The organism is Methylobacterium litchii, from assembly GCF_038442315.1.
GTDB classification, from domain to species: Bacteria; Pseudomonadota; Alphaproteobacteria; order Rhizobiales; family Beijerinckiaceae; genus Methylobacterium; species Methylobacterium litchii.
On sequence record NZ_JBBXMY010000030.1, the window covers coordinates 15,961 to 28,828 of the forward strand.

Annotated in this window: 12 protein-coding genes and 1 pseudogene; 11 read left to right on the plus strand and 2 right to left on the minus strand. The window is 69.2% G+C overall.

The genetic code is table 11. The features are described from left to right. Nucleotides 1-36: 36 nt before the first annotated feature. Nucleotides 37-2,697: an MHYT domain-containing protein gene (locus AAHF99_RS26260; protein WP_342167283.1), complete on the minus strand. Its 2,661-nt coding sequence runs from the start codon at nucleotides 2,695-2,697 to the stop codon at nucleotides 37-39. Nucleotides 2,698-2,990: 293 nt separating this feature from the next. Between AAHF99_RS26260 and AAHF99_RS26265 the strand changes: the two genes are divergently transcribed. The 11 genes from AAHF99_RS26265 (at nucleotide 2,991) to AAHF99_RS26315 (ending at nucleotide 12,562) form a co-directional block, all read left to right on the plus strand. Next, complete coding sequence (locus tag AAHF99_RS26265) at nucleotides 2,991-3,860, plus strand: STAS domain-containing protein (protein WP_342167284.1); 870 nt, start codon at nucleotides 2,991-2,993, stop codon at nucleotides 3,858-3,860. A gap of 4 nt (nucleotides 3,861-3,864) precedes the next feature. Continuing rightward, the gene (locus AAHF99_RS26270) at nucleotides 3,865-4,281 is read left to right on the plus strand and encodes an STAS domain-containing protein (protein WP_342167285.1); all 417 of its coding nucleotides are present in this window, start codon (nucleotides 3,865-3,867) and stop codon (nucleotides 4,279-4,281) included. Then, entirely contained in the window at nucleotides 4,262-4,666 is a 405-nt protein-coding gene (locus AAHF99_RS26275; RefSeq protein ID WP_342167286.1) for an anti-sigma regulatory factor, read from the plus strand. The genes AAHF99_RS26270 and AAHF99_RS26275 overlap by 20 nt, the downstream gene beginning before the upstream one ends. 2 nt (nucleotides 4,667-4,668) lie before the next feature. Further along, on the plus strand, nucleotides 4,669-5,667 hold the full coding sequence (locus AAHF99_RS26280; protein ID WP_342167287.1) for an ATP-binding SpoIIE family protein phosphatase: 999 nt from the start codon (nucleotides 4,669-4,671) through the stop codon (nucleotides 5,665-5,667). Next, nucleotides 5,664-7,580 (plus strand): ATP-binding protein, encoded by a 1,917-nt coding sequence (locus AAHF99_RS26285; protein ID WP_342167288.1) that lies wholly within the window; start codon nucleotides 5,664-5,666, stop codon nucleotides 7,578-7,580. The genes AAHF99_RS26280 and AAHF99_RS26285 overlap by 4 nt, the downstream gene beginning before the upstream one ends. After that, nucleotides 7,577-8,089, plus strand: a complete 513-nt coding sequence (locus AAHF99_RS26290) for a GAF domain-containing protein (protein WP_342167289.1) — start codon at nucleotides 7,577-7,579, stop codon at nucleotides 8,087-8,089. The genes AAHF99_RS26285 and AAHF99_RS26290 overlap by 4 nt, the downstream gene beginning before the upstream one ends. A 297-nt stretch (nucleotides 8,090-8,386) precedes the next feature. Beyond that, nucleotides 8,387-10,360 (plus strand): AI-2E family transporter, encoded by a 1,974-nt coding sequence (locus tag AAHF99_RS26295; protein WP_342167290.1) that lies wholly within the window; start codon nucleotides 8,387-8,389, stop codon nucleotides 10,358-10,360. A gap of 66 nt (nucleotides 10,361-10,426) precedes the next feature. After that, complete coding sequence (locus tag AAHF99_RS26300; protein ID WP_342167291.1) at nucleotides 10,427-10,630, plus strand: hypothetical protein; 204 nt, start codon at nucleotides 10,427-10,429, stop codon at nucleotides 10,628-10,630. A gap of 204 nt (nucleotides 10,631-10,834) precedes the next feature. Beyond that, entirely contained in the window at nucleotides 10,835-12,079 is a 1,245-nt protein-coding gene (locus tag AAHF99_RS26305) for an alpha/beta hydrolase (protein ID WP_342167292.1), read from the plus strand. A gap of 121 nt (nucleotides 12,080-12,200) precedes the next feature. Beyond that, the gene (locus AAHF99_RS26310) at nucleotides 12,201-12,377 is read left to right on the plus strand and encodes a hypothetical protein (protein WP_342167293.1); all 177 of its coding nucleotides are present in this window, start codon (nucleotides 12,201-12,203) and stop codon (nucleotides 12,375-12,377) included. Continuing rightward, nucleotides 12,356-12,562: a dienelactone hydrolase family protein gene (locus AAHF99_RS26315; RefSeq protein WP_342167294.1), complete on the plus strand. Its 207-nt coding sequence runs from the start codon at nucleotides 12,356-12,358 to the stop codon at nucleotides 12,560-12,562. Before AAHF99_RS26310 ends, AAHF99_RS26315 begins: the two co-directional genes overlap by 22 nt. A 188-nt stretch (nucleotides 12,563-12,750) precedes the next feature. On the opposite strand, the pseudogene AAHF99_RS26320 reads toward AAHF99_RS26315, so the two are convergent. Continuing rightward, a pseudogene (locus AAHF99_RS26320) lies at nucleotides 12,751-12,868 on the minus strand (IS5/IS1182 family transposase); the annotation flags it as partial.

The window sequence follows — 12,868 nt, forward strand, 5'->3', positions numbered from 1 at the left end:
CACAGGCGGACCGGCGGGGCTATCTGTATCGTCTCCTCAAGCTTGCGACGGCTCGTGCGTCGAGGCGGCTTCCCCGGCGTCCGTCTGGCGATTGTCGAGCTTGCGCAGCTCGGTGGCGATGTCCTGTAGGCTGGCGTCACCCTTGCGCAGGATCCGGTCTGCCTCGGACAGGCGCTCGCGTTCCACCGTCGTGATGTCCCGGGCACTGAGCACGACGACGGGGACATCGGTACAGCCGGGTAGAATCCGCAGCCGGTCGAGGAACGAGAACCCGTCCATCACCGGCATTGTCAGGTCGAGCAGCACGAGGCGCGGCACGCCATGCCGGACCTGATCGAGCGCCTCACGGCCGTCGCCCGCCTCGCGCACGGTCCACCCGTTGCGCTCCAGCACGGTCCGGAGGCGGTGGCGCATGTCGGCATCGTCGTCGACCACGAGCACGTCGCCCTCGGTCGCCCGGAACTGGTCGAGTATCGAGCGCAGTCGCGTCCAGTCCACGGGCTTGGACACCGCCTCCACCGCCCCGAGCGATGCACTCAGCGCCGCGTCGGCGACGAAGCTGACCATGACCACCGGGATGCCGGCGGTCTCCGGGTCGGCCTTCAGGGCGGCCAGCACCGACCAGCCGTCCATCTCGGGCATCATCACGTCGAGCAGGATCGCCCGTGGCTTGAGCGACCGCGCCAGGTCCAGCCCGGTGCGCCCGTCCCCCGCGGTGCGGACGGCGAAGCGTTGGCGTTCGAGGAACCGGGTCATCAGCTCGCGCTGGTTGGCCTCGTCGTCGATGACCAGCACGAGGTCGCCCGCCGTCACTTGGTTCTCGGGAACCGCGGGCGCCGCCTCGACGGCCTGCTCTGGCGCCACGGCCGGGACGCACAGGGTGAAGCTCGTCCCCTCGCCCGCGACACTGTCGACCGTGATGTCGCCGCCGAGCAACTGGGCGAAGGCGCGGCTCAGCGCCAGCCCGAGGCCTGTGCCGCCATAGTTGCGCGTGGTGCTCTCGTCGGCCTGGGTGAAGCGCTCGAAGAGGCGCCCGACCTGCTCGGGGCTCATGCCGATGCCGGTGTCCCGCACGGTGAACTGAAGCCAGTCGCCGGCCACTCCGACCTCGCGGACGGCCCTCAGCGTGATGGTGCCGCCCTCGGTGAACTTGGCCGCGTTCGAGAGCAGGTTGAATACGCACTGGCGCAGCTTGGTCGCGTCCGTGCGCGCCAGGCCGACGTCGACGGCGACGTCGAGCGCCAGGACGTTGCCCTTCTTGGCGACCAGCGCCTCCACGGTGCCGGCGGCGTCCGTAACGAAGGCGGCGACGTCGATGTCCTCGGGGTAGAGCTCCATCTTCTCGGCCTCGACCTTGGACAGATCGAGCACGTCGTTGATCAGCCCGAGCAGGTGCTGGGCGTTCGACTTGATCTTGCGGAGGTCCTTCAGCAGGCTGTCCTGGCCGAGCTCCTCGGCCTCCTCCTCCAGCATCTCGGAGTAGCCGATCACCGCGGACAGCGGCGTGCGCAACTCGTGGCTCATGTTGGCGAGGAACCGACTCTTGGCCCGGCTGTGCTCCTCGGCGGCGTCGCGGGCGTCCTTGAGCTGCGTCTCGAACGCGCGGCGCTCGGTGACGTCCGCATGGACACCAACCCATTCCCGGACCGTACCGTCGGCATCACGCACCGGCACGGCGCGCACCGAATGGTACCTCCAGACGTCGTCGGGCGACCGGACCCGGTGTTCGACGACGTACGGCGTTCCGCCCCTTACGGCGGCCTCCCAGACCCGCCGCGTCTCCGCCAGGTCCTCCGGGTGGATCGCGGTGGTCCAGCCACCGCCGCGATACTCCGCGAAGGACTGGCCCGAGATCTGTTCCCAGCCCGGTTGCTCTTCGACGAGGTTGCCGGTGGCGTCGGCCGTCCACATAACACCATCCACCGCCCGCACAGCCGAGCGGAAGCGCTCCTCGCTAACATGCAGGCGGCGCTGCACCCGGCGCTGGTCGAACGAGCCGGCCATCATCGCCAGGAACAGGATGACGAAGGTCACCCCTGTCACCGCCAGGGCCAGGTTCTGCTGGTTGACGCCGAGGGAGGCCGCGTGCGCGGCGTGGGCGCCCGCCACCTCGGCGGTGAACGTCGCGGCCGCCATGCCGGTGTAGTGCATCCCGGCGACCGCCAAGCCCATGACGCATGCCGCGGCGAACTTCTGCCAGGGCTTGTTCCGGCGGAACGTGAGCCAGAGGGCCGCGGTCGCGGCCGTGACGGCGATGGCGACGGACACCGCCACGATGGCCGGGTCGTACGCGAAGTTGCCCGGCACCCGCATCGCGGCCATGCCGGTGTAGTGCATCGCCGCGACTCCCCCGCCCATGAGCGGGCCCGCGACCAGCAGGGACGCGGCGCCGGTCCCACGGCGCCAGACCCAGGCGAAGCCCGCGGCGGTCGATCCGACCGCGATAGCCAGGGACAGCACCGTCAGCCCGAGGTCGTAGGCGGCGGGCAGGCCCATCTCGAAGGCGAGCATGCCGACGAAGTGCATTGACCAGATGCCACCACCCATGGCGATGGCGGCGCCGGCACCCCAGGCCCAGCGCGGGCCCACGTCCCGACTGCGGACCCGGGCGCCGAGGTCGAGGGCGGCGTAGGACGCGAACACCGCGATCACGACCGAGAGCGCGACGAAGGCGGGATCGTAGCCGGTATGGACCATTGGATTTCCGGTGTGTTCCCACGGGGCCATGACACGAAAACACAGCGGTGTCGGGTCATTTTCCATTTGGTAACCACGAGGGTCGATCTGGCGGATCGAGGATTTTGAAGTTTTCGCCCCCCATCACAGGGGCGGTGCCGACACGTCGTGCGTGCCGCACACGCGACCGGGCTTTCAGGGCGATAGGCCAGGAGAAACCCGGCGGAGCGTCATGGTCGTGCTTCAGTGACCTATCGAGTGGGGTTGGAACACGATAGACAGCGGACAAAGTTGATCGGGATCGTGGAACGCTCATGCTCGGGGCCGAGGTACTCAGTAAGACCGTCGCGGAAGACGGGGACGGCATCCGCGACGCCTGGCTCGCATCGCTGAAGCAGACCGTGTCGTCGCAGGGCGGCCGCATCCGGGAGGCCGAGATCGCGACGCAGGTCGGCATCGTGCTCACCCAACTCCGGGAGGGGTTGGAGACGGGCGACCATGACGCGGATGGCGCCGGCTTCGCGCCTCTGCGGGAGACGCTCGCCGACATCTCACGCTCGCGTGCCCTGCAGGGCTTCACGCCGACCGACACCGCCAACTTCGTCTTCTCCCTCAAGGAACCGATCTTCGAGGCGCTGCGTCGGTTCCACGGGTCGGATGCGTCGGACCTCACCGCCGGCGTCTGGGCGGCCGGCAGGCTGCTCGACCGCCTCGGCCTGCACACCATGGAGACGTTCCTCGCCAGCCGCGAGGCAGTGATCGGACGCCAGGGACAGGAGATCGCCGAGCTCTCCACGCCTGTCGTGCGGCTCTGGGACGGCATCCTCGCGCTGCCGCTGATCGGCACCCTCGACAGCGCCCGGACCGGCGTCGTGATGGAGAACCTGCTCCAGGCCATCGTCGACGAGGAGGCCGAGATCGCCATCATCGACATCACCGGCGTGCCGACCGTCGATACGCTCGTGGCCCAGCACCTCCTCAAGACGGTGGCAGCGACCCGCTTGATGGGGGCGGACTGCATCATCTCCGGTATCCGGCCGCAAATCGCGCAGACGATGGTCCACCTCGGCCTGGAATTGAACGTGGTCTCCAAGGCGAACCTGGCCGACGCCTTCGCGGTCGCCCTCAAGCGCACCGGCCGCAAGGTCGTTCGCCAGCAGCCACCGGGCGGGGAGCGCCGGTAGGCCCATGGACCGCATCCCGATCCTCAAGCTGGGTGGTGCCCTCATCGTCACCATCCAGGTCGACATGCATGACCGCCTCGCGTTGGCCTTGGAAGAGGACCTGAGCGCGATGATCGTCCGCACCGGTGCCCGGGGCGTGCTCATTGAGATCTCGGCGCTGGAGATCGTCGATTCCTTCATCGGACGGATGCTGGTGAGCATCGCCGCGGTCTCGCGCGTGTTGGACGCCGAGACGGTCGTGGCCGGGATGCGTCCGGCGGTGGCCATTACCCTGGTCGAACTCGGCCTTGAGCTCACCGGCATCAGGACGGCGCTCAACGTCGAGCGCGGCATGGCCCTGATCCGCTCACGCCTCGCGGACGAGGACGAGGACGAGGACGAGGACGCCATCGGGGGCGACCTTGACGGTCACGAGGACTGAGACCCTCCCGATCCGCCTGAGCGAGGACGTGGTGCGGGTGCGCCAGCGGGTCCGCGCCCTCGCAGTCGAGATCGGCCTCGGTCTCGTCGACCAAACCAAGATCGTCACCGCGGCGAGCGAGCTCGCCCGCAACACGCTGGATTACGGCGGGGGCGGGGACGTCCTGGCGGAGATCGTCCAGGCCGGCACGCGTCAGGGCCTGCGCCTCACCTTCGAGGACCAGGGCCCCGGCATCGCCGACATCGAGCAGGCGATGACCGACCACTACACCTCCGGGGGCGGCCTCGGTCTCGGGCTGGGAGGTGCCAAGCGCCTCTCGAACGAGTTCCACATCGCGTCGACGCCCGGGGCAGGCACGCGCGTCACCATCGCGCGGTGGAAGTAGCCATGGACCGGATCACCGTCACGGAAGCGAGCCAGGTGGCCGAGGCGCGGCGGCGGGCGGTGACGGCCGCGCAGGCCATCGGCTTCGACGAGACCGCCGCCGGCCGCGTCGCCATCGTGGCGACCGAGCTCGCCACGAACGTGGTCAAGTACGGCGCGCCCGGCGAGATCCTCGTCGGGACCTACGCGGACGCGACCGGCGCCGGCGTGGAGCTGCTCGCCCTCGACAAGGGGCCCGGCTTCCCCGACCCCGCGGCGGCGCTGCGCGACGGTCATTCCACCGGCGGCAGCGCCGGAGAGGGGCTGGGGGCCGTGCGGCGCCTGTCCCAGGCCTTCGACATCGTATCCCGACCGGGCCTCGGTACTGCGGTCCTGGCGCGCCTGACCGCCGTCCGCACGGGTGCCCCGGCCAACGAGGCGTCCTTCGGCGCGGTCACGGTGCCGCTGAGGGGCGAGACGGCGAACGGCGACGCCTTCGCCGTGCACGAGCGGGACGAGGGCTGGACCGCCATCGTGGCCGATGGCCTCGGTCATGGCCCCGAGGCCGCCAAAGCGTCGGATGCCGCGATCCGGATCTTCCGGCTCAACCACGAAGCCGCACCCGCGGAAATCCTGGCCGCGGTCCACGCGGGCCTGTCACGGACCCGCGGCGGCGCCGTGTCCGTGGCGCGCTATCGGAGGGCAGCCGCGACGCTGATGTTCGCCGGCATCGGAAACGTCGCCGGCGCGGTCGTTTCCGGAACCGCGGTCAAGCGCACCGTCAGCCTCGCCGGCACGGCCGGTCACGCCGCCCGGCGTATCCAGGAGTTCGAGTACCCCCTCGAACCGGCGGACGTGTTCGTGCTGTGCTCGGATGGCATCGCGACCGGGTGGACCCTCGACGGCCATCCCGGGCTCGTCGCCGCCCATCCGTCATTGGTGGCAGGGGTGATCTTCCGCGACTACGCCCGCGCCCGCGACGACGCCACCGTCCTCGTCGTGCGGGGGGACGCGGCACCATGAGGTGGAAGCTGCTCACCAGCCCCATCGAGCACGAGGACGACATCGTCACCGTGCGCCAGCGCGTCCGCGGCCTGGCCGAGCGCCTCGGCTTCGAGCTCCAGGACCGGACCCGCATCGCCACGGCGGTGTCCGAGATCGCGCGCAACGCCTACAGCTATGCCGGCGGCGGCCGCATCGAGTACGGCCTCGACGAGATCGGCGCCGGCCAGATCCTGGTGATCCGCGTCTCTGACACGGGGCCCGGTATCCCCCATCTCGACGAGATCCTCGGGGGCCGCTTCCGTTCGACCACCGGTCTCGGCATCGGCATCACCGGATCGCGCAGCCTGATGGACCGCTTCGATGTCGAGACGGCGGCCGGCAGCGGCACCGTGGTGACCTTCGGCAAGCGCCTTCCCTCGGGGACCGCGACCCTCACCGGCCACGAGTTGGCGACGCTGGCCGAGGAGGTCGCCCGCGCCAGGACCGACGAGCCCTTGGTCGCCTTGCGCGACCAGAACCGCGAACTCATGCGCAGCCTCGCCGAGCTCGCCGAGCGCCAGGAGGAGACGGAACGCCTCAACCGCGAGCTCGCCGACACGAACCGGGGCGTGATCGCGCTGCATGCCGAGCTTGAGGCGCAGGCCGCGCTCCTGCGCGAGGCCGGCGCCTCTCTGGAGAGCCAGGTCGCGGCCCGCACCGCCGAACTCGCTCAGGCGAACGACCGACTGGTGGCGGAGGCGGCCCAGCGCGAGCGGATGGAGCAGGATCTCCGCCAGTCACAGAAGCTGGAAGCCGTCGGGCAGTTGACCGGTGGCGTGGCCCACGACTTCAACAACCTGCTGACCATCATCCGGTCATCGGTCGACTTCCTGCGCCGCCCCGACCTGCCGGAGGCGCGGAGGGAGCGCTACCTCAACGCGGTCTCCGACACCGTGGACCGGGCGGCCAAGCTGACCGGACAACTGCTCGCCTTCGCGCGTCGACAGTCGCTCAAGCCCGAGGTGTTCGACGTATGCGAGCGCGTGCGCGGCGTGGCCGACATGCTCGACACCGTGACCGGGGCCCGCATCCGCGTGACCGTCGAGACGGGCGACACGCCCGCCCTGGTCCGCGCCGACATCAACCAGTTCGAGACCGCGCTGGTGAACATCGCCGTCAACGCCCGCGACGCCATGGACGGCGACGGGACGTTGGCCATGCGCGTGCATCCCGGCCAGCCCATGCCGTCCATCCGGGGTCACGGGGGAGCGCACGGCCCGTTCGTCGCGGTGTCGCTCTGCGACACGGGCGGCGGCATCGACGCCGACGTGATGCTGCGCATCTTCGAGCCGTTCTTCACGACCAAGGAGGTCGGACGCGGCACGGGGCTCGGGCTTTCGCAGGTGTTCGGCTTCGCCAAGCAGTCCGGTGGTGACGTCGACGTGGCGAGCGAGGCGGGTCATGGCACCACGTTCACGCTCTACCTGCCGGAAGTCTCGGACGAGCCGGTCAAGGTAGCCGCCGCGGATCCGGATGCCGCGCTGACGCCGATGGGCCAGGGCCAACCGGTTCTTCTGGTCGAGGACAACCTGGAGGTCGGGCGCTTCTGCGCCCAGATCCTGGAGGACCTCGGCTACGCGCCGGAGTGGGTCGTGAACGCCGAGGAGGCGCTGGAGCGCCTGGGTGCGGACGGGGCGGGTTTCCGTGCGGTGTTCTCGGACGTGGTCATGCCGGGCATGGGCGGAATCGAACTCGCCAAGGCGCTCCGCCTGCGGCTGCCCCACCTGCCGGTGGTGCTCGCCTCGGGCTACAGCCACGTCCTCGCCCGCGAGAACGCCTACGACTTCGAACTGCTGCACAAGCCGTACTCGGCGGCGCAGGTCGGGCGGGTCCTCGGACGCCTCATGGCCGAACCGTCTCCTGGCGCCGGGAAACAGGAAAGCGCACCTTGACTGACCGTCCCGTCCTTGACGTCTCTGATCCCAACCGTCTCGCCGCCCTCGAAGGCTACGAGGTACTCGACACGCCGGCGGACCCAGCCATCGACGGCATCGTCGTGCTCGCGCGGGCGCTATGCTCCGCGCCGGTCGCCCTGGTCAGCTTGGTCGCGGAGGATCGGCAGTGGTTCAAGGCGAGGTCCGGGTTCGTCGATTGCGGGACCGACCTCGACCGCTCGGTGTGCAAGCACGTCCTCGGCGGCCGCGACTTGCTGGAAATCCGGGACCTGCGGCTCGATGCCCGAACCAACGCAAATCCTTTGGTCACGGGCGAGCCTCATATCCGCTTCTATGCGGGGGCACCCCTGCTGACCCCGGATGGCCATGCCCTGGGCGCACTCTGCGTAATCGATACCGAACCACGTCCCGAAGGGCTGACCGCGGAGCAAGGCGATTGCCTACGTGTCCTGGCGGAACTCGCCATGACCCATTTCAAGATGCTTCGGAAGCTCATGACATCTTGATGCCAAGTCTTACGGCGCGATAGTACATAATTTATTGTGCATCCCGCTGCGATTCAAGGATCATCGACCTTCGAATATCACGGTGCCTTGGAAAATCTCGATGGCATGGACTTCGAACGGGATGGGTTCCCACCCGTAATTACGGCCTCAGGTTCCCCGCGCGCCGGACGGTTCGACCACGTTGCCGGCGTCCCCATCCGTGGCGCAACGACCGATGCGAAGTCGGCAGGGACCAATCGGAGCCTGCGACGTTGAGGTGCGAGGCGCCACGAAATGCGGCGTGACCGGGAATCCCGCATGCCGATGGACGACGCCGTAGCCGTGAGGCCGCCCGCCCAAGTGCCGCCGCCGCTCGTGCCCGGACTGCGCGGCCTGCTGACCCTCGCGGTGGGCGTCGTGCTGATCGCGGCGCTGTACTTCGGCCGCGAGGTGTTCATCCCCCTCGTCCTGGCGGTGCTCCTCAGCTTCGTCCTGGCCCCGGTGGTCAACCTGCTGCGGCGGATAAAGCTCGGGCGCGTCCCCTCGGTCATCGTCGCCGTCCTGCTCGCGCTCGGCGTCATCGGTGGCATCGGCGCGGTCATCGGCACGCAGGTGGCTGGGCTCGCGGGCAACCTGCCGCAGTACCAGGCCACGGTCTCGAAGAAGTTCGCTGGCCTGCAGCAGGGCTGGCTCGGGGAGGCCAACCGGGTCATCTCGAAGTTCAGCCACGAGGTCCACGACGCCACCCAGAAGGCAGACGCCTCCGGGACGACGGCGGCTACGGGACCCGCCGGCGATACGCCCAAGGCGCAGTTGGTCCGCATCCAGGACCCTGAGATCTCGCCGCTCGCGCTCGCCGAGAAGGTCCTCGGCCCGGTATTCGAACCTCTGACCACGGTCGGCATCGTTCTCGTCGTGGTCGTGTTCCTGCTCCTGCAGCGGGAGGACCTGCGCAACCGCATGATCCGCCTGTTCGGGTCGAGCGACCTGCATCGCACCACCGTGGCGATGGACGACGCGGCGGGCCGGCTCGGGACCTACTTCCTGGCACAGCTCGGCATGAACGCGGCCTTTGGCGTCATCGTCGGGGTCGGGCTGTGGTTCATAGGCGTGCCCAACCCGCTGCTGTGGGGCGTGTTCTCCGCGCTGATGCGCTTCGTGCCCTACATCGGCGCATTCATCTCCGGCATCCTTCCGGTCGCGCTGGCGGCGGCCGTCGATCCGGGCTGGAACATGGTCATCGCCACCGCGGCCCTGTTCCTGATCGCCGAGCCGGTGTTCGGGCAGGTGATCGAGCCCCTGCTCTACGGGCACTCCACCGGGCTATCGCCCTTCGCGGTGATCGTCTCGACCTTGTTCTGGGGCTTCCTCTGGGGACCCATCGGCCTGATCCTGGCGACCCCGTTCACGGTCTGCTTGGTCGTGCTCGGCCGCCACGTCGACAGCCTGGAGTTCCTCGACATCCTGCTGGGCGACCGGCCGCCGCTGACACCGGTGGAGAACTTTTACCAGCGCATGCTGGCGGGCGATCCGGACGAGGCCCGCGACCTCGGCGAGCAGATGCTGAAGGAGCGCTCCTTGTCGTCGTACTACGACGAGGTCGCGTTGAAGGGTTTGCAGCTTGCCGCAAACGACTACGCCCGCGGGGTCGTCACGCCGGCGCAGCTTGAGAACATCCGGGCCTCGTCCCGCTCCTTGGTTGAGGACTTCGAGGACCATCCCGACGTCGAGCCGGCCGGCACGGATGCGACGGTCAACCCAAACGATACGCCGACGCTCGCCGAGCGCGCTCACCCGAAGAACGAGGCGGTACCCGGTCAAGCACCTTCCCGCGACGCGCTGCCTGAGGCGTGGCGCGGCGAGGCACCGGTGCTGTGCCTCGCCGGGCGCGGCCCCCTCGACGAGGCCTCGTCGGCGATGCTGGCACAACTGCTGCGCAAGCACGGGCTTGGCGCGCGCGTGACGGCCTACCAGTCGGCTTCGCGCGAGGGCATCCGCGACCTCGATCTGTCCGGCGTGGCAATGGTGTGCATCTCCTACCTCGACATCACGGGCAACCCGTCGCACCTGCGCTACCTGCTGGAGCGTCTCCGTAGGAAGTCGCGGGACGCCAAGCTTCTGGTCGGTCTATGGCCGCAGGGCGAGGCGGTCCTGACCGACACGGCGCTCGGTCGGCAGGTCGGTGCCGACGTCTACGTGTCGTCGCTGCGCGATGCGGTCGAGGCGTGCCTGAGGGAGGCGGGCGCGACGACGGCTGGCGGCGAGACCCCGACCGCGGCGAACGCCGCCTGAAGCCGGAACATGCCGATGGCTTGACCGTTGTTCGGGCGCAATACAGTCAAGCCTCGGACAGCAGCCGTGAAGACAATCGTCGCCCTCGCGATCTCCCTGCTGGCCACCGCACCGGCCGTCGCTTCCGAGACGCCGAACGTCGTCCGCGGCGTCGCGAAGGGCGAGACGGTTCGGCTGGCCGCCATCGTGAACGCCACCCCAGCGCCCGTGGTGCAGGTCGCGCCGGCCAAGAAGATCCGCGTCGTCCTCGCCTCACCCTACGGAAACTGACGCGCGCAAGCCGGCGCTGTCGTCCGGGGGCCGCCGGAATCGATCTTCGCGTTTGCCGTCCGTACCCCGCCGCAATCGTCCCGTAACGATGCCCGGCCTCGACCAAGGGTGGACCTTCACCCATCAAGGCATGGTGCGGGAGTGCGGGTGTTTCGACGTTTTGCTCGTGTTGGACGCTCGCTGGCGACCGCAGCCGGACTTACCATGTTCCTCGGCCTCGCGGCCTGTGGTGGCAGACCGACCGGTGTGCTGCTGCCCATCGCCGATACCGCCCCCATTGCCGGCACGTCGCGCGTGGACATGCTCGTGGCCACGACCCGCAAGTCCGCCACCGACCGCGGCGTGCTGTTCTCCGGCGAGCGCGGCGAGGCCGTGATCTACACCGATCTCGCGGTGTCGATCCCGCCGGACGCCACCCGCCAACCGGGCACCGTGCAGTGGCCGGAACGCCTGCCCGGCAACCCCGCCACCGACTTCGTCGCACTGCGCGCCGAGCCGGTGGACCGCGGCAAGGTCGCGGCGTGGACCGGCAAGGCGGTCCGCGGACGCGGCAAGCGCCACGTCTTGGTGTTCGTGCACGGGTTCAACAACAAGTTCGAGGACGCCGTTTTCCGCTTCGCGCAGATCGTTCACGATTCCGGGGCCGAGGTCGCGCCGGTGCTGTTTACCTGGCCGTCCCGCGGCTCGGTTCTCGCCTACGGCTACGACCGGGAGAGCACGAACTTCTCGCGCAACGGCCTGGAGACCCTGCTGCGCGACCTCGTCAAGGACCCGAACGTCGGCGAGGTCACCGTGCTCGCCCATTCCATGGGCAACTGGCTGACCCTGGAAAGCCTCCGGCAGATGGCCATCCGCGACAAGCGCGTGGCGCCCAAGATCAAGAACGTCATCCTGGCGGCCCCCGACGTCGACATGGACCTTGCCCGGGGTGCTTTCCGCGACATGGGCAAGGACCGGCCACGCCTGACGCTGATGGTCTCGGGCGACGATCAGGCGCTCGCCGTCTCGCGCCTCGTCTGGGGCGACAGCGTCCGGCTCGGAGCCATAGACCCGATGGCCGAACCCTACAAATCAGAGCTTGAGCGCGAGAACATCGGCGTCCTCAACCTGTCATCGGTGAAGTCCGACGACGCCCTCAACCACGGCAAGTTCGCCTCCGGTGATGTGGTTGCCCTGCTGGGCAAGCGGCTCGCCGACGGCCAGCCGATCTCCGATGGCAAGGTCGGGATCGGGGACAAGCTCGTGAGCACGGCGGCGGGCGCGGCCTCTACTGTGGCCACCGGCGCCGCGCTGGCGGTGGCGGCGCCCGTCGCCCTGGTCGACCCGCAGACCCGCGAGACCTACGGGGAGCATCTCGCGAACGTCGGCAGCGGCCTCAGGGATACGGTCGGATTGACCGTCGACCTCGCCGGCGCGCCGGTCCGCGCCGTCACGGGCGCCGGGCGGTAGGGGACCGGCCGAACCGGCATGGGGCGCTTTCGCGGCCTCCCGCGTTGGTGCGAGCGAGTCCGTCCCCCATCGATTCCGATGCCCATCGGGCGACGACCGCGATCCACACACCGGAGCCCCCATGACCCGACCCCTGACACTTGCGTTCGTCCTCGGCCTCGCCCTTGTCGCACCGGCTTCCGCGGACGGCGGAAAAGACAACCTCAAGCGCTACTGCACCGGCGACGCCACGACCTACTGCGGTGGCCTTGACCCGGCCGGGGAGGAGATGAAGGCGTGCTTCACGCTGCCAAGCTGAAGGCGGAGATCTGCATGGGCGCGGTGGAGAATGATGGCAGCTACCCGCCTGCAATGGCCGAGCGGCTGGAGAGGGCTCTGACGGAGGCAGGCGTGCGGTCCACAACGCGGACGTATCCGGCCGCGCATGGCTGGATGATGCCGGATTTCCGTGTCTTCGATTCTGCCGCGGCCGGGCAGGGTTAAAGCGCAATGCTTGCACTCTTCGGCCGAGCACTGCACGGCGGCGAGTGATGACGCGGGCGCTGATCCGGCGTCCGCTTACGGGCAGGCCGTGGAATGGCCTCAACGGCGAGGTCGGGTCGGGATCAGAAGGGCTGCTCGAGCTGGAAGGCCGCTTGTCCGCATAAGGGCGGCAACTCGGATTAGAGCGCCTAACAAAACCATCGTTCGATGAAGCGCCAAACGATGAGGGCGGCCGCCAGGGTCGAGAAGGCCAGATGGATGTCGGCCCGTCGTTCGTAGCGGATGGCAAGGCGGCGGAACTGGGCG